13 protein-coding genes are annotated in these 17783 nt (G+C 45.7%); 7 read left to right on the top strand and 6 right to left on the bottom strand.

Going from position 1 to position 17783, the window contains the following annotated elements; translation table 11 throughout:
* Positions 1-3: 3 nt before the first annotated feature.
* Complete coding sequence (gene uxaC, locus L4D06_RS09370) at positions 4-1416, bottom strand: glucuronate isomerase (RefSeq protein ID WP_429739034.1); 1413 nt, start codon at positions 1414-1416, stop codon at positions 4-6.
* Between the two features lie 12 nt (positions 1417-1428).
* Complete coding sequence (locus L4D06_RS09375) at positions 1429-2892, bottom strand: fructuronate reductase (protein ID WP_429739036.1); 1464 nt, start codon at positions 2890-2892, stop codon at positions 1429-1431.
* Between the two features lie 686 nt (positions 2893-3578).
* Here L4D06_RS09375 and uxuA point away from each other — a divergent pair.
* The 7 genes from uxuA to kch all read left to right on the top strand — a co-directional run bounded on the left by uxuA (position 3579) and on the right by kch (position 12699).
* Positions 3579-4763 carry a mannonate dehydratase gene (gene uxuA / locus L4D06_RS09380; protein WP_429739038.1) on the top strand — a complete coding sequence of 395 codons (1185 nt, stop codon included), beginning with the start codon at positions 3579-3581 and terminating at the stop codon, positions 4761-4763.
* Between the two features lie 78 nt (positions 4764-4841).
* The gene (locus L4D06_RS09385; RefSeq protein ID WP_429739039.1) at positions 4842-6215 is read left to right on the top strand and encodes a glycoside-pentoside-hexuronide (GPH):cation symporter; all 1374 of its coding nucleotides are present in this window, start codon (positions 4842-4844) and stop codon (positions 6213-6215) included.
* Positions 6216-6288: 73 nt separating this feature from the next.
* A complete protein-coding gene (locus tag L4D06_RS09390) occupies positions 6289-7590 on the top strand; it encodes an OprD family outer membrane porin (RefSeq protein WP_429739041.1) in 1302 nt (433 codons plus the stop codon).
* 142 nt (positions 7591-7732) lie between these two features.
* Positions 7733-9559, top strand: coding sequence for a beta-glucuronidase (gene uidA, locus L4D06_RS09395; protein WP_429739043.1), 1827 nt, complete (start codon positions 7733-7735; stop codon positions 9557-9559).
* A 132-nt stretch (positions 9560-9691) separates the two neighbouring features.
* A complete protein-coding gene (locus tag L4D06_RS09400) occupies positions 9692-10207 on the top strand; it encodes a YgjV family protein (protein WP_429739045.1) in 516 nt (171 codons plus the stop codon).
* A gap of 220 nt (positions 10208-10427) precedes the next feature.
* Positions 10428-11192, top strand: coding sequence for an FCD domain-containing protein (locus tag L4D06_RS09405; RefSeq protein ID WP_274166281.1), 765 nt, complete (start codon positions 10428-10430; stop codon positions 11190-11192).
* Positions 11193-11469: 277 nt separating this feature from the next.
* Positions 11470-12699: a voltage-gated potassium channel protein gene (gene kch, locus L4D06_RS09410; protein ID WP_429739046.1), complete on the top strand. Its 1230-nt coding sequence runs from the start codon at positions 11470-11472 to the stop codon at positions 12697-12699.
* Positions 12700-12764: 65 nt separating this feature from the next.
* Here the strand turns inward: kch and L4D06_RS09415 are convergent, their stop codons facing one another.
* From L4D06_RS09415 to L4D06_RS09430, 4 genes are all read right to left on the bottom strand, one after another.
* Positions 12765-13652 carry a DMT family transporter gene (locus L4D06_RS09415; protein WP_274166279.1) on the bottom strand — a complete coding sequence of 296 codons (888 nt, stop codon included), beginning with the start codon at positions 13650-13652 and terminating at the stop codon, positions 12765-12767.
* A complete protein-coding gene (locus L4D06_RS09420) occupies positions 13649-14971 on the bottom strand; it encodes an APC family permease (RefSeq protein WP_429739048.1) in 1323 nt (440 codons plus the stop codon). The genes L4D06_RS09415 and L4D06_RS09420 overlap by 4 nt, the downstream gene beginning before the upstream one ends.
* A gap of 233 nt (positions 14972-15204) precedes the next feature.
* Positions 15205-15936, bottom strand: coding sequence for a two-component system response regulator BtsR (gene btsR, locus L4D06_RS09425; protein ID WP_429739050.1), 732 nt, complete (start codon positions 15934-15936; stop codon positions 15205-15207).
* 5 nt (positions 15937-15941) lie between these two features.
* The gene (locus L4D06_RS09430) at positions 15942-17627 is read right to left on the bottom strand and encodes a sensor histidine kinase (RefSeq protein WP_274166276.1); all 1686 of its coding nucleotides are present in this window, start codon (positions 17625-17627) and stop codon (positions 15942-15944) included.
* Positions 17628-17783 lie beyond the last annotated feature (156 nt).

The following is a 17783-nucleotide window of genomic DNA, read 5'->3' on the forward strand; positions in this document are numbered from 1 at the left end:
GAGTTAAGCCCTCTCTTCAAAATAACGTTTGGCGTTGCCAAAGCAGATGTTTTCAATCATAGGGCCAAGCAGTGACATATCATTTGGGGCTTCGCCATTCTCGACCCAGCGACCGACCATGTCACACAATATGCGACGGAAGTATTCGTGGCGTGTGTATGACAAGAAACTGCGAGAGTCTGTCAACATGCCTACAAATTGGCTAAGAAGGCCAAGTGAAGACAACTGTTCCATTTGACGTTGCATTCCGTCTTTCTGATCGTTAAACCACCAACCTGAACCAAATTGCACCTTGCCAGCGATACCGCCACCTTGGAAGTTACCCATCATGGTCGCCATCATTTCGTTGTCACGAGGATTAAGGCAGTAAAGAATTGTGCGTGGTAACTCGTTACTCTTATCCATGTCGTCCAGCAGGTGTGCTAACTCAAACGCGAAGGTTTTATCACCAATGGAGTCAAAACCCGCATCGGCACCTAAATGCAGGAACATGCGCGTGTTGTTGTTGCGTTGTGCCCCGATATGAAGCTGCATCACCCAGCCCAATTTTGCGTAACGCTTGCCCAGCCATACTTGAACCGCCGTTGAAAACTGTGCGCATTCTAGCTCGGTGAGTGTTTCCCCGCTTAAACGACGTGCCAGCAGGGAATCTAAATCGGCTTCGCGCGGGATTGGTGCGTAGCGAACCACTTCGATTCCGTGGTCTGCTGCGCGACAGCCGTGAGCATCAAAATGCGCTAAGCGCTTATCTAAGGCTGTCAGTAGATCGTCGAAACGACGAATATTCACATCGGCAACTTCACCCAGCGCTTGCATGTAATCCGCAAACACATCTAACTCAATTTTGAACGCTTTGTCTGGACGCCAACTTGGCAATACTTGAGTTTCAAACGTTGTGTCCGTCGCAATCGCTTTGTGGTGCTCTAGGGAATCAATTGGGTCATCGGTTGTACCCGCCATCACCACATTCATCTGTTTCATGATGCCGCGAGCAGAGAACTCAGGGGTCGCTAATAGCTCATTGCAGTGATGCCATATTTGATCAGCTGTGTTTGGGCCAAACAAGGTGCTTGTGATACCAAATGGACGGCGAAGCTCTAGATGAGTCCAATGGTATAGAGGGTTGCCAATTGTCAGAGGGACGGTTTTTGCCCAAGCCATAAACTTGTCTTTGTCGCTCGCATCACCTGTAATATAGCGTTCATCAATGCCAGCCGAACGCATGCCTCGCCACTTATAGTGATCACCCTCAAGCCAAATTTTACTGATGTTTTCGAATTGGCGGTATTTTGCAACTTCCGCCGGATTGAGATGGCAGTGAAAGTCATAAATTGGCTGATGGCTCGCGTGTTCGTGGTAAAGACGACGGGCGGTTTCGTTTGAAAGTAGGAAGTCATCACACAGGAAATTCTTCATAGCAAATGTCTCTTACAATGCTGCAACGGTAGCGCGAGCGCCATGATCAATCAGAGATTGGTAAGCAGTGCAGACTGCGTCAATCACGTGTGGGTTTTGGCCAAGCTCTGAAGGGAAGATGGCTTCGATACTAAGCAGAGCGGGTACCACCGAAGGGTTTAAACCATGTTGGTCACAGATAGCCCGCAAGCTTTCTGCCATCGGGTCACGAACATCAATGTCGTTACCTTGCTCATCCACACCGGAGACATAGCGCATCCAACCAGCAATGGCTGTTGCTAGCCAAGAGAATGAAGTACCTTCCGAAAGATGGAACTGCAAGCTACCGCCCATACGTTGTGGGATCTTCTGGCTGCCATCCATCGCTATCTGCCATGTTTTGTGCTTCAAGCTTGGGTTGGTAAAGCGGTCGATAAGCAGTGTGGCGTAGCCTTCTAAATCCGTACCTTCAGGCATAGTGAGTGAAGGTGCTTGCGCCTGCATCATCATGTTAAATGCGGCGCTACGGTATGCCTCGTCGGTCATGGTGTCGGAGATATGTGCATAACCACCAAGGTAACCCAAATAGGCTAAGAAAGAGTGGCTGCCATTGAGCATGCGTAGCTTCATTTCTTCATAAGGCACCACGTCTGCCACGAACTGTGCGCCCGCCATATTCCAATTTGGTCGACCTGCAACAAAGTTGTCTTCAATGACCCATTGACGGAACGGTTCACAGGCAATGGCACAAGGGTCTTCACATCCAAGTAGTTCAGAGATTTCAGCCAGCGTTTCTTCAGTCGCGGCGGGAACGATGCGGTCAACCATGGTGCATGGGAACGTTACGTGAGTTTCAATCCAAGCCGCGAGCTCTGGGTCAAGCAATTGAGCGAACTCAAGAATGGCAGCCTTTGCAACATGCCCGTTCTCTTGCACGTTATCGCAAGACATAACAGTGAATGGAGACAAGCCACGCTCACGACGCAGTAGTAGCGCTTGAACGATGTAACCCAGTGCTGATTTTGGCTCAGTAGGGTTTGCAAGGTCGGCAACGACCAGTGGGTTGTTCTTGTCGAGTGTCCCTGTTGCTGGGTCTGCACAGTAGCCTTTCTCTGTGATAGTCATGGATACGATAGCGACTTGAGGCTCTGCCATCTTCTCTAAGACTGCTTGAATACCATCGAGGCTAGGGTGCAGTGATTCCGTTACTGAACCAATCACTTTTAAGGTTGTTGAATCAGCGCCTTTTTCCGCCACGGTATAAAGGTGGTCTTGTGCGCGAAGCGACTGGATTAAGTCTTCACCGCCGAACAAATTGATTTCACAAATGCCCCAGTCACAACCTGTTCTGTTTAGCATCTCATTAGTGATGAGCGCTTGGTGAGCACGATGAAACGCGCCAAACCCAAGGTGAACAATACGGCTCTTCAGTACTGATCGGTCGTAGTCGGGTAGCTGCACAAAGTCATTGAGCATTGAGTTATAAACGGTTTTCATGATGGTGTCCTATATAACCGATCGGAGGGTTGTTATTGATTCTGCGACGCCATATTGATGTGGTTGCTCTATTGGTAAACCAATGAAAAAAAGCGAGACACGTCATATTGGTGGCGTGATTTCGATTGAATCGCAGTATAAAACAGGGGGTTGTGACTGATAGTGAGAATGATCACAATTGCTTTGGTTGACCAATAATCCGCTGATAACTGTGATTTTGGTCAATCAATTTAGGTTGGTTCGGCCATTGGATTGGGTAACAACTGCGAAATTGTGTTCGGCGTTGGATCACTCTGAACAGATAAAACAAGACAGGTAATGTGAAAAACGTGTTATTTAAAAGCAATTTACCGTTAATCGTCTGATATGTGGCCGGTTTTGGCTGACTGCAGAAATAAAGCCTACTGCCGCTAAGAACCTAGGGTTCTCATCCATCCACACGCCATTTTCCCTACTTCAAATACCTTCATTTTCATGCCGATGTAATTGAAAAGCCGCGCTTAATCTCAGATATTCATCACAAAATCAATGTTGGCGCACCAAAATTAAATTTTATTGCAGGTTTGGTCAACCAATTGATCATTCACAATTGCCTCGAGTCGATTGATTGATTAAAAACATTCCCATGTTGTCGATTTCAACAAACAAACGCTCCTAAAACGAAAAATAAAGAAATAGAGGATTTTATGGAACAGACGTGGCGATGGTATGGGGACTCCGACCCAGTAGGCTTATCTGATATCAAACAAGCGGGCGCGACGGGCATTGTTACGGCGCTTCATCATATCCCTAACGGTCAGGTTTGGCCGGTGGCGGAAATATTGAAACGCAAAGAAACCATCGAAAAAATGGGCATGACTTGGTCTGTTGTTGAAAGCATCCCTGTGCATGAAGAAATTAAAACCCGCTCGGGTAACTACAACGAATGGATTGAGAATTACAAACAAAGCATTGTTAATCTGGCGGAATGTGGCATTGACACTGTGTGCTACAACTTCATGCCAGTATTAGATTGGACACGAACTGATCTTGAGTTTGAAATGAGTGATGGTTCTAAAGCTCTGCGCTTTGACCACATCGCTTTTGCCGCATTTGAACTCTTTATATTGAAACGCCCTGGTGCAGAAAAAGAATATAGCGAAGAAGAAATTGCACAAGCTAACCATTACTTCAACGCAATGTCTGAAGCAGATTTAAACAAGCTTACTTCTAATATCATCGCGGGATTACCAGGGGCGGAAGAAGGCTACACGCTAGAAGACTTCCAATCCCAACTTGACCGCTACCAAGACATTACCAAAGACATTTTACGTGAAAATATGGCTGCTTTCTTACGAGAGTTAGTGCCTGTTTGTGAGCAATATGGACTAAAACTGGCAGTACACCCGGACGATCCACCGCGTCCAATTTTGGGCCTACCGCGAATTGTATCAACCATTGAGGACATCGACTGGTTAACCGAAGCCGTGCCAAGCATGACGAACGGCATCACCATGTGTACTGGTTCTTACGGTGTTCGCGGCGATAATGATTTAGTGAATATGATCAATAAACATGGCGATCGTATTTACTTCACACACCTGCGCTCAACACAACGTGAAGAAAACCAATCAAGCTTTCATGAAGCGGCTCACCTAGAGGGTGACGTCGATATGTACGAGGTTGTTAAAGCACTCATTACTCAGGAAGAAAAACGTATTGCTAAAGGCGATATGCGCTCTATTCCAATGAGACCCGATCATGGGCATCAAATGATTGATGACCTGAAGAAAAAAACCAACCCAGGCTATTCCTGTATCGGTCGACTAAAAGGACTCGCAGAAGTCCGCGGCTTAGAACTAGGGATTAAACGCGCCTTTTTTAATAAATGAACAGTAATAGAACTTAATGTTTAGGGTGGCTGAATGTCTTGGTCACCCAGCCAAATTCAATAACATGGAATAATAAAAATGAAAATGTTAACTCTACGAAATAAAGTGGGGTACATGTTTGGTGACATAGGTAACAATATGTCATTTGCCATGTCATCCACATTCTTACTTGCGTTTTATGTTGATGTTATTGGTATCTCTGCCGCTGCAGTAGGTACTTTGTTTCTATTAGCCAGGATTTGGGACGGAATAAACGACCCAATGATGGGTACTATCGCTGAGCTGAGGTACGCTAAATTAAATAATCCTTCAGCGGATAAATTTAGACCATTTATTAAGTGGGGGTCGTTTACTTTAGCGGCTTCAGCAATACTCATGTTTATTGTTCCAGACTCATTGTCAGATGGGCAAAAATTAGCTTGGGTTTACCTAACATATATTACATGGGGTATGTGTTATACGATCTGTAATATCAGTTACGGTTCTCTAGCCAGTTCAATGACGCAAGATGCAGCGGAACAAGCCAGCTTATCAACATTCAGAACGTTAGGCGCGATTGTTGGTTCAACCATGGTTAAGTTTGTAGTTCCAATCATGTTAACCCTATTTGCTGATGATATTGGTAAAGGCTATTTGTTTGCGATGGCGGTACTCGGTTTATTTGGTATTACCTGCCACATGATTGCTGTTTTCAATACTAAAGAAAACATCAAACCAGAACCAGCGCCTATGACGCCGTTCACACAGCAAATTAAATCTCTTGCTTCGAATCGTCCTTTAATTGCTGTGAGTTTAGCCGGACTTTGCTGCCTAACTGCGCTTTACGGTGTCGGTGCGACTCTTATCTTCTGGATTAAGAGTAACATGGACAATGCACTCGAAATCTTAGCGTATACGGGCATTATCGACCTTGGTGCAATGATTGTGATTCTGCTTGTTACGCCGAAATTAACTGCTCGTTTTGGTGTGCGTAACATCATCATGATGTGCTCCTTGATGACAGTTTTGCTATGCGTGGTGGGTTACTTCTACGTTGAAACCCCAATGCAATATCTCGCTTTCTACACATCAGAAAAACTGTTCAGTATGTTTACTGTCGCGATTATGTGGTGCCTGGTTTCTGACTGTATCGAATACAACCAATATAAGTGTGGCAAGCGTGAAGCTGGCGTTATTTACGCGTCTTACTCCCTGTCTCGTAAAGTGGCTGGCGCGTTAGCGGGTGCTCTAGCGGGTGTGGGTATCGGTGTGATTGGCTATGACCCGTCACTTGCCACTCAGACCATGGAAACACAAAACGGCTTGCACGCGATGATCTTCCTACTGCCTGCCATCGCATCCGTTGCCATGTTCTTAATCTTCAAATTTATGTGGAATATCACTCCTGAAAAACGTGAACAAATGGTTTTACACAACCAAGCAATGATGAAGCTTGGTGCTGACGCAAAATAATAAAAAACGTAACCCAAATGAAGTTGTTACTTATAAATATTCAAAACCATAACGTGAAACAGAAAGGTATCTTATGAAGAGCAAGAAATTCAATGTAGGACTTTTAGTATCTGCTATTGCATTGGCGCTATCTGGTGGAGCGATGGCATCAGAAAGCCAATCAGGAGCCACTTCTGATGAACTACAGCAAGATTTACGTGTTCGTTTGCGCAATGAGTTACGTATGGCAGATCGCCCAAGTGCTTGTGGCAGTGATCCTGATGCTCAAGATTGTAAGTACGGAAACGTAGAAGCTTGGGTTCAAGGTGTCATGGTTGACTATGAAACATCTAACCTAAGCAGTTGGTTTGATGTAGAAGCCTATTCCTACTCGATCCACAAACTCATGAGTGTGGCTGACGATGCAACATCGCGTGCATATCTAGATGCAAACGATGAATCATTCAATTTGCTTGGTGGCTCTGTCAATCTTAAACCTGTCCAAGGACTTGAAATTAAGTTAGGTCGCTGGGGAACCGATTACGCTTATGGTTCGATGGATCATATCGTGCCATTGTTGGAGTATTCATCAGTTCGAACCATGCCATCGATGAAAGAGGGTGGCTTAGTTCATTACGAAGCAACCGATACACTGGACTTTTATGGTGCAGTGACAACAAAAACAGCGGGTGGGTTTGATACCGCTTGGAAAGATGACGCAGTCAACGGAAAACATACTCCGCGTTATCATATTGGTGTCGTGTATGACGCGCCAATGTATGCCGCGTCATTTGGTGCCCGCTATCAAGAAGATGACACTTATCAATTACAAAGCAACTTAGATTATGCGTTTGTCACTGATAGCGACTTATTTGTGAAGTTCGACGGTCGTATTTTCTATGGACAAACAATCGGTTACACAAAAGAAAACCAATTAAATGATGTAGAAAACACTTATGTCGCTTCGACGCAAATAACTATTGCCAAAGGTCAGGTTTTTGGTGTGGCTAGCTTTGGTCAAGTCGGTGACAAGATTACAGGATCTTCAATCGATACCGATATTGTATTTCCATTTGATATGTCAATTGCACGGAATGGACACAATACGACATCTTGGCAAGTTGGTGGCGGCTACAACTTCAATGAAAACTGGTCTTCAGGATTATTCATCGTTAAGACTGATGGTGATTTAGATTCATACGAAACAACCGTAGTAGATGGTATTGGTGCTAACTTGACAATTTCCCATAAATTTACTTCTGGCCAACTTAAAGGATTAAAGTCATCACTTGTTCTTAACAAGGCCGAAGAGGATCAAACAGGAGAAAAGGCAGGTCAGCTTGATTATTATGATATTAAGTTTGCTGCGCAATATGATTTTAACTTCTTTCAGTAGTCCCATGCTGATACTTGTTTGAATGCTTTTTAATCATTAATTTTTTTAATTTATTGTTTTATTAATAATGGTGATTTAGGTCACTAACCAAATTTTAAAATAAGTTATTTTAATCAAAAATTACTATATCAAAGGAATAAAAATGTCTGTATTCATGTACCCACTAGATAATGAAAAGCGCCGTGTAATTTCACTTGATGGTATTTGGAAATTTAAGTTTGATACCCAAGGTGTAGGTCGTAACGAAAATTGGAAAGATGGTCTTACCGACACCATCGAAATGGTTGTTCCAAGCTCTTACAACGACATTTTCACCGAAGCTGCAAAACGAGATTTCTGTGGTGATGTTTGGTATCAAACAGACTTTTATATTCCTTCTGAATTCGAAGCACTGGATACACTGATTCGATTTGGCTCAGCAACACATCGTGCCACGGTTTTTGTAAACGGTGTAGAACTTGTGTCACATGAGGGCGGTTTCACGCCTTTTGGTGGCAACTTAAATGACGTCGCTAAGTTTGGCCAGAAAAACACGGTTGTTGTCGTTGTTAACAACGAACTATCTAAGGTAACAATCCCTGTTGGTTCAGTGAAGACACATGACAACGGCGTGAAAGAATGTACGCCTGCATTCGACTTCTTTAACTACGCAGGTATCCATTCGTCAGTTCGTTTGGTTGCAGTGCCTAAAACGCGTGTTAATGATATCACTGTTGTCACCGGCTTCGAAGGGACAACCGGTACCGTAGAATATACGATTGAGTCTGCACTGAATGCTGGTCAGGAGATCCGTGTATCGCTGCTTAATGCAGAGGGTGAAGTTGTCGCTACCGCGGATGGTCAGCAAGGGTCGCTAACCGTTGAGAACGTGATTCTTTGGCAACCGCGCAAAGGTTACCTGTACGACCTTGTCGCGACGATTGTTGAAGGTGAAGAGCTTGTCGACATCTACACGCTACCTGTTGGTGTTCGTACGGTGAAAGTTGAAGGAACTAAATTCCTAATCAATAACGAACCTTTTTACTTCAAAGGTTTTGGTCACCACATCGATGCACACACCATCGGCCGTGGTCACAGCGACATTATGAACCTACGCGATCTTGAATGTTTAGACTGGATCCACGCTAACTCTTTACGTACTTCGCATTACCCTTATCCAGAAGAGTTCATGCAACTTGCTGACCGTCGTGGCTTAGTCATCATCGACGAAGTATCGCACGTTGGTGCTTGGAATATGACAGATGTTTCTCAAGCGGGTATGGGTGGTTCTAATGCCGTTCCTGTTAAGCACTTCGACCGTGAAGATGTGCAAACTGAAGGTATGGTCAATCACAAAGATGCGATTACTAAGCTAATCGCACGTGATAAGAACCACCCTTGTGTTGTTATGTGGTCGCTCTCGAACGAACCTGATTCATCTCAAGAATCATCCGAAGCTTACTTCAAAGAAATCTTTGCGTTTGCTCGTGATGGCTTAGATGCACAAGACCGACCGATGACAATGGTTAACTTTATGCTGGCTGCTTACGGCAACTGTAAAGCTTCTCAGTTTGCAGATGTTGTCTGTTTAAACCGCTACTACGGTTGGTACGTGACTAACGGTGCTGACTTGCCAAATGCGGGTGATCAATTCGCAAAAGAACTTGCTGGCTGGGCGACGGAAGGCAAACCAATCATCATCACTGAATTCGGTGCCGACACGGTTTCAGGCTTCCACGCTCTGCCATCGACAATGTTCACTGAAGAGTATTACAACGAGTACTTAGACCAGAACTTTGCGGCATTTGATAGCTGTGACGCAGTCGTTGGTGAGCACTGCTGGAATATGCATGACTTTAATACTGGCCAAGGCATTATTCGTGTTAACGGCAACAAAAAGGGTGCATTTACTCGTGACCGTCAACCTAAGATGGCAGCACACCACTTGCGTGCTCGTTGGGGTGTAGTTAAAGACTTCAACCAAAAATAATTAAGCGATACGAATGCAAAGAGCGGTCATATGGCCGCTCTTTTTGTATAGCGAATTGAACAACTTCGTCTTCTGCTTCGTGCATGTCACTTTTTGGGTATAACCTCCCTTTTCTTAACTTGGAAAACTAACGTGAACGAAATATTTTCACCGTCTCAGATTCTTGGTTATTTGGCATTTTCAACAGCGATAATCGCGATATTACAAACAAATGATATTAAGTTGAAAGTTTGGATGACCATTGGTTATATGTTGCTGGCATCTCACTACGTCATGTTAAGTTCAATGGTCACAGCAAGTACTCTCATGGTTGGGATTGTAAGAAATGTTGTCTCTATTAGGTATAGTTCTCTGTGGGTGGCATTGATATTCGCAGCAATCTATTCAATTGTTGGTATTTTACTTATGTCAAAACCCGTTGATATGCTTCCTGTCATTGGGGCGGTTATCAATACAATGGCCATTGTTACTCTTAAAGGGATTAAGATGCGCCTTGTGTTGATTTTTTCATGTTTCTTCGGGATTTCAAATGCAGTAATCATTGGGTCAATCGGCGGCATTGCTATCGAAAGCATTCTGTTGTTTTTAGGTGTAATTACTGCATATCGAATGATGAAGTCAGAGCGCTTAGTATCATCTCCAAGCTAAGCTCGGGTGATCACGACCGCGAGTCACAATAAATTACGGGTAGGAAAAGGCGCTAGTTGAGTAAATTGGTTGATAGCAATGCATCGAATCATTTTCATTTTTTAGATTTAAATCAATTAAAAACAATGCCTTAAATTTGTCCAGTGGAATTGGGTTGACCAATTTCCATTGGTGGTTATGATGGTTCGAGAAAGCAAACGGATAAAGTACAAGTATTGTCATGAAACCTTTTGAACCCAAAAGACCTTACCAAGAGATAGGTCTAATACTAAGAAACGAACTCAGCGATGGCCAATATAAGGTCGGTGATAGGTTGCCTCCTGAGCGTGATATTGCAGAACGTCTCGATGTCAGTCGCACTGTAGTGCGTGAGGCTATCATCATGTTGGAGCTAGAGAACTTAGTTGAAGTTAAGAAAGGCTCTGGCGTGTATATCCTGAATATTCCGAGTGTCTCTAACTTGCATGATAATCAGGTGAGTGATGAAGCGGGTCCGTTTGAAATGCTACAGGCTCGTCAATTGTTGGAAAGCAATATTGCCGAGTTTGCGGCCACTCAAGTCACTCCCAGTGATATTGTGAAGATGCGTGCTGCGCTCGAATTAGAGCGAAGTGAATTGTCTTGCGGTATCACGGGATACAGTGGTGATGAAGAGTTCCACATGTCTATCGCTGCTGCGACGCAAAACTCTGTGCTGGTGGATATGCTGAAGCAGTCTTGGGATCGACGTGAGCAAAGCCCTATGTGGAAAAAGCTTCATTCACGTATCAGCACTCAAGACTACCGCGATGAATGGTTAGACGATCACGCTCGGATTCTAGCAGCCATGCAGAGGAAAGACCCTATTGCTGCAAAGAGTGCTATGTGGCAACACCTAGAAAATGTAAAACAACGACTTATAGAGCTGTCTGACATTGATGACCCTAACTTTGATGGCTACCTATTTAGTTCCAACCCTGTCGTGATCATGGGTTGCGATCAATAGATCCGCAAGTATAGAGATAGTGTTTGGACGGTTAAAAAACCGCGGAAACATCATAAGATGTTCCCGCGGTTTTTTTGTTTATGACCATACCATCACTGATTTTTGCTTTTGTTATTCCGTTTATTCTTCCCCTTCGTGACTAGATAAGCCGGTCTGCCGTGATTTTCCTCATGCCGAGGGGTTTTCCAATAGTTCCGCACTGACCTAATAATGAAGCACGTTAATGCGCCTATCGCTGACTATACTGCCTGAGTTATCAGCATATTGAGGGTGCAGTTTGGGCATCATACGGCAGGTTTTTCGGCACTTCGTGTCAGCATGGATGACCATCCGGCACTATCTGGTGGCGGGAATGGTTTTCGCCAACGGCGCGTTTATCTTCCTGTCGGTTTGGGGGCAGTCGACCGACGTTTTTGCTGTGTTCAATATCAAAACATTTACCGGTATCAATTGGGCTGATATTGCTAATGGACCTTGGTTTTTATTGGGCATTTTTCTCATGCTCAATGCCATTGGTTTACTGTTCCGAGCCCGCATTGCTTGGGCTGTCAGTATTATATTGTTGCTGATCTTGCTGGCCTTTGAATGGCATTTTTTTCCTCATCTTACCAAGCACTTCTATTGGAGCTTTGGCGCCATTGCCCTCCTGATGGTCACCAGTAGCGACTTTAGTCACTCGAGTGCGACAGCGGGAGGGATTGCAGCGTTCATTAGCTTCATCGCATTACTCTTTTATTCCACGTATGGCGCACTCTATTTTGGGGGCGGATTTCACCCTCAAATTCATGATCTGATGACGGCTTTTTATTTCTCCATGGTCACCATGACAACGGTGGGGTATGGAGATATTACGCCCATGACTGAAAGCGCAAGACTGTTCACAATCTCGGTGATCATCGCAGGGATCACCGTTTTTGCCACATCGTTAACCACGGTATTTGGGCCGCTCATTTGGGGTGGTTTAAATAAACTTGTAAAAGGATCGCCCAAGAAAATGAATCGGAAGAATCACTATATTGTTTGCGGTGTGTCGGTGCTGGCAACGAGTACGATTGTGCAGCTAAAGCGGCGCGGATTGGATGTCACCGTGTTGACGTCAGAGGACGAAGACAAATTCCCTCTCATCGAGCAAAAAATGGGAATGAAGCTTGATATGCTTTCTGGGGATTGTACGGATGATGCGTTGCTAAAAACCGCTGGCATTGAACAAAGTCGCGCTATTCTCGCTTTGACAGATGATGATGCAACGAATGCATTTATCGTGTTATCAGTGAAAGAGTTGAACCTAGACATTCATACTGTGGTTGCAGTAAATGACGCAAAAAACATGAACAAAGTGAAGCAAGTAAAACCGGATGTGCTTCTTTCCCCTCAGTTGTTTGGCAGCGAAATACTCGCCAGTATTTTGTCTGGTGAAGCGATCGACAATGACAAACTGCTTAGCATGCTGCTGCGCTCGGGGCAGGGGCTTGTTAAAGAAACGGGCAAAGAAGCCAATAGCGACTAGTTTTCTTTCGTGTTTCCACACATGCAGTGAGATTTTAAATCAGGTAAGTATGCCACGAGCGCTGGCTATGTGTGTTTGCGCTGACTCCAGATCGTGTGACCAGCCAGTGTAACAACGATGATCCCTGCGCCTAACGCAACGGCGGGCGCTGGCATTTCTCCAAGAATTAGCCAAACCAACAGTGGGCCGAACAGCACTTCTAGCAGCAGTATCAGGCTGGCTTCTGCGGCGGGAAGGTATCGCGGGCCAACGTTGATCAGCAAAAATGAACAAGGTAATACCACGCCACACAGCAAGACAATATAGAGATCACTGATGGGCGGCAGGGAAAACGGTTTAGCGCCAGCGATGAGGGCGATAATGGCCGTGAAGATGCCGGAGTAAATCAAAAATACAGTGGCATACCGCGCTTGGGTTTTACGCAGCATAATCATATAAACAGACATTGAAACCGCGGTGACTAGCGCCAACGAATCCCCTTCAAGTTCTGCAGGGTTTGGCTGATAACCAAACACTAACCAAATACCTCCCACAGAAATGATGATAGCGACAATTGTTGAGCGATTGAGCGTTTCTTTAAGAAAGAAAAAACCCAGAACTGCCGTGATTAATGGCGCGGTATTGGTGATCACTAGCGTGCTGGTGACTTCGGTATGGTCGAGTGAAAATACAAAACAAATGGTAGAAGCAGAAAAAAGTGAAGCAGTGAGCAACGTACTGATCTTGGGGTGAAAAAAATGCGCTTTAAGCACTTGATTGTCCATCTTCCATTGCGCCAAATAGAACACGATGGCAGGCAGTAAACCTCGCCAAAAAATCAGCGTCCATTCTTCGCTATCAATCAAGCGGACAAGCAAGCTGTCGAAGCTCAGGATCATTACGCCCACTAGGGTGAATAAACGGCCTCTGGCTTCGCCTTGGATACGACTTAACGTACTAGAAATGACATTCATTGTTGCCCACTATGGTGACTATCTGTTTGTTGGTTATCGCTGCTGTTAGGGGATCGCCAACCGATCAGCAGGCTGAGCAAGGCTGCCCCCGCAAGGGTGATGCACTGTAGCCAAAGCTTTTCTGCAATCATTTCCCCAATGAAGGTGACAAAAATACCGGACATCACCAAGAAACCCATCGCGATAATCAATGGGTTGGCGTGACAGTCTTTTCGTCTTCGCCAGCAGACAATAAATACCGCGATATAACAGGCAAGAAAGGTCGCACTGGCGACGTTGGCTATAGACGATAAGTCGAAGAAGTTGGTGAGCACAATGATGACGGCAATCAGGCTGTAAAACCCCCTAGTACCGCCTGCAATGGCTTGAGTCCGAAATACTTGGGGCAATGTGCCGTTGTTTCCCATTTGTTTGGATACGTTGAGCATGGAGAATATATTCGCCACGATGGACGAAGCAGTAGCGAACAATGCAGCGAGAGAGACAAGCAAAAAGCCCCAATCACCCAGTATCGGCGCGGCAGCTTGTGCAACAGCGGTGTCTGAATACGCGACGAGGTCAGAGGGAGTGACGTTGCCGAGTACAACCAAGGCTAACACCACATAAAGCACCATCACCAAACTCACCGCGAGCATAAATGCGCGGGGCATTGTTTTTTCGGGTTGAGGGACATCGGCGGCGGCAGAAGCCATCATACCAAACCCTGAATAGGCAAAAAATGCCAACCCAATGCTAGAAAACATCAGTGATGGCGCTACATCCGCGTGGACTTCAAGCATAGCGGGTTTGAGTGTCATCGCGCCCACGCCGATAAATAGCGCGAGAATAGCGAGCTTGATGGCGACCAGAAATACTTCAACGCGACCGATGGTTTTTGACCCCATTAAATTGACGAGTGTCAGCACGATCAACACGCCTGTGGCATAGATATTTGCCCAATCACTATGCTCCGGCTGGTGGACGACACGAGCAGCGTAAGCGCCAAAAGCTTTGGACACCAACGCGAGTGTAAGAACCAGCGTGATCAGGTATAAACAGGCGAGGGCACGTTCGATTCTGGGAGAGCCCATTCCCAGAGCAAAGAAATCGGTCACGCCGCCCCTAGATGGGAATTTGGCGCTGAGTCTGGCGTACGAATAAGCAGAAAACAGCGCGGCGATGCCCGCAAGTACAAACACAATCCAGGTATCCCCCCGCACATTGACGGCGATTTGCCCAAGTAAGGCGAACACACCTGCGCCGACCATTGAGCCGACGCCTAGCGCCACAACGCCCCAAAGGGTCATATGTCGATGATGGGACGCATTAGGATCTGTCATAGGAATGCTCATCGGGTGAGTGAAGAAATAAGGTAACTAGGACGATAGTTCACAGCCGTACGCGGTGTTGGCGCGTATGTGTGACAAATCAGGGATGGGTTCGAGCAACAGAGCGGTGAAACAGATCCACAGAGCGAAGCACGGGGGTTGGTGACATAGAAAGAACGCATCAATGGACGCTAACTGTCGAGCATGATTGCTTCGCCCAACGTCATGTTGGGCTAGGAGAGAATTTAGTTCGCTTTTAGTCCTATGACTTCTTTTAAGGCTTTTAGATAACGACGACTAATAGGGATCGTGAAATTACTGGTGGTGATGACTTCTGCCAACCCGTTTTCCAGTAGCGTGATTTCACGAATGTGTTGCACGTTAACCAAGTACTGACGATGACACCGAAGCAGGGGTGTTTTATCTTCCAGTGTTTTTAGCGTGAGTTGGGTACTGGCAGTTTGGTCGGCAGAGCGAACATGTACGCCGCTGAGGTCGGTATACACGCTTTCAACGTTAGGCGTGGGGATCAGCACAATGCGGTTGTGTCCCATACAAGGAACTTGTGCCAATTGCTCGCTAGCAATCGGGGTCACATTCTGTGACAAGGTTCCTTTGTTGGCATTGCGCACCAATTTTTGCAGGGTTTTCACTAAACGCTGAGGTTCAACAGGTTTGAGGAGGTAATCGAACGCGTTGTCTTCAAAAGCCTGAATGGCATATTGGTCGTAAGCCGTAACGAAAACCACGTATGGCATAGTGTCAGGATCGAGCATCGACAGGAGATCTAACCCTGTGACTTGTGGCATTTGAATGTCCACAAACACCACATCAGGTTTCAATTCATTGATTTTCTTCAACCCAACAATGGCATTCGGCGCTTCACCGACAACCGTGATTTCATTGGATTCACTCAGCAGATCAATCAGCTCTTCACGGGCAAACTGTTCATCATCAATAACGAGCGCCGTTAACATCCTATTTATGCACCTTTATTCATTTTGGCGGCGGGAATGATAAACGTCATTCGCGTAAATTGGTCTTGCTCGCAGTCTATTTTTAGCTGTGAGTCACGCCCAAACTGGTTTTCGAGTCGTTTGGTGACGATTTCTAGACCCAACCCTTGATGATTCGTCGCTGGGGGAGTGTAGCAGCCCGCGTTGTCTTCTACTGAAATGGCAAAGCCTAGCGGTGATGGCTGGCTGTAAATTCGCACATGCCCGTCTTCTAGCAAGGTAGATATCCCGTGCTTGATGGCATTTTCCACGAGGGGTTGCAGCGTAAAGCTGGGGATCTGAACATCCAGCAATGCTTCGTCAATAGTGATGTCGACGTTGAGCCTGTCAGTGAAGCGTGCTTTTTCAATACTCAGGTACGCATTCACATGCGCCAGTTCTTCTCTTAACGAAATCGTATTGATGTTCTGCTTGAGGTTGCTTCTGAAAAACTGCGAAAGATTTTGGATAAGCTCCCTTGCTTTGTTGGGGTCACGGCGAACTACAGCGCTAATGGTATTGAGCGCATTGAACAAGAAATGGGGATTCACCTGCGCTTGCAACAGCTTAATTTCAGCCTGCGTTAACAATGACTTTTGCTGCAAGTAGCCACTGAATAGGATTTGGCTCGACAGCAGTTGGGCAATGCCTTCGGCCATTGACATGTTGATGGTGGAAAACAGCTTATGCTTACGTTCATAAAGCTTGATGGTGCCGACTACGTCATCGCCTGAGCGAAGCGGAATAATCAAGGCTGAGCCTAGCTTGCACTCCGATGAGAGTGAGCACTGATAAGGATGTTCCGTGCCATCGAGATAGATAATGGTGTCTTGGTGCATGGCGTCGAGCGTGCTTTGCGAGGAGATTTTCGTTTCCGGTAAATGGTGATCATCGCCAAGCCCGACAAACGCGAGGATCTTGTCTTTGTCAGTGATGGCCACCGCGCCAACTTGGGTTTCTTCGTAAATGATGCGGGCAATTTTATTGGCACTTTCTTGATGAAAACCGCTGTGTAATATACCCACGCACCGTTTCGCGATGGTTAGTGCGCGTCGGGAAAACGTTGCGGAGTACTTTTCGAATATGGTTTTGCGATCTTGAAGAATGCTTACAAACAACGCGGCGCCGAGTGAATTGGCAATGATCATCGGGGCTGCAATGGCTGAAACTAGAGCATAGGCTTGGTCAAAAGGCTTCGCGACGAGCAGTAAAATTGCCATTTGAACGATTTCGGCGATAAAAGTAATGCCGAACACCACGAAGGGGTTGAACAATAGGCTGGCGCGGTGACGTTTTACTAAATAGACATGCAGCAAACCGCCAATCAGGCCCTCGGCTGTGGTCGAAATGGCACAGGCGATATCGGTAAAACCGCCCAAAGTGTAACGATGAATCCCGCCAGTAAGCCCGACAAAAAAGCCCACGACAGGCCCGCCAAACAAGCCACCCATAACGGCACCAATGGCACGAGTGTTGGCAATGGCATCATCAATGTGAAGCCCAAAGTAAGTGCCAAGAATACAGAAGCCAGAAAAGAGAACGTAACAAATAAGACGATGACTTAACCGAGAGGAAATATTTAGCAATGGCAAAATGATGGGGGTTTTGCTGAGTGTGTAGGCAAGAACCAAATACACACACATTTGCTGCAGCAACGAAATAACCAGTTCCATGGCGAGCCTTAATGATTGTTTTTGCTATTGTACTGCCGCCATATACCCAAACAACCTGAAGTTGCTGAAATCGCACATTTTTAGAGGGCTGGGTATACCGTTTAAACAACAAGAGCCTGATAATGCAGGCTCTTGATATCGCTCTAGCTGTTAGGT

Source organism: Enterovibrio makurazakiensis, assembly GCF_050336585.1.
In the GTDB taxonomy this organism is placed as follows: Bacteria; Pseudomonadota; Gammaproteobacteria; order Enterobacterales; family Vibrionaceae; genus Enterovibrio; species Enterovibrio gelatinilyticus.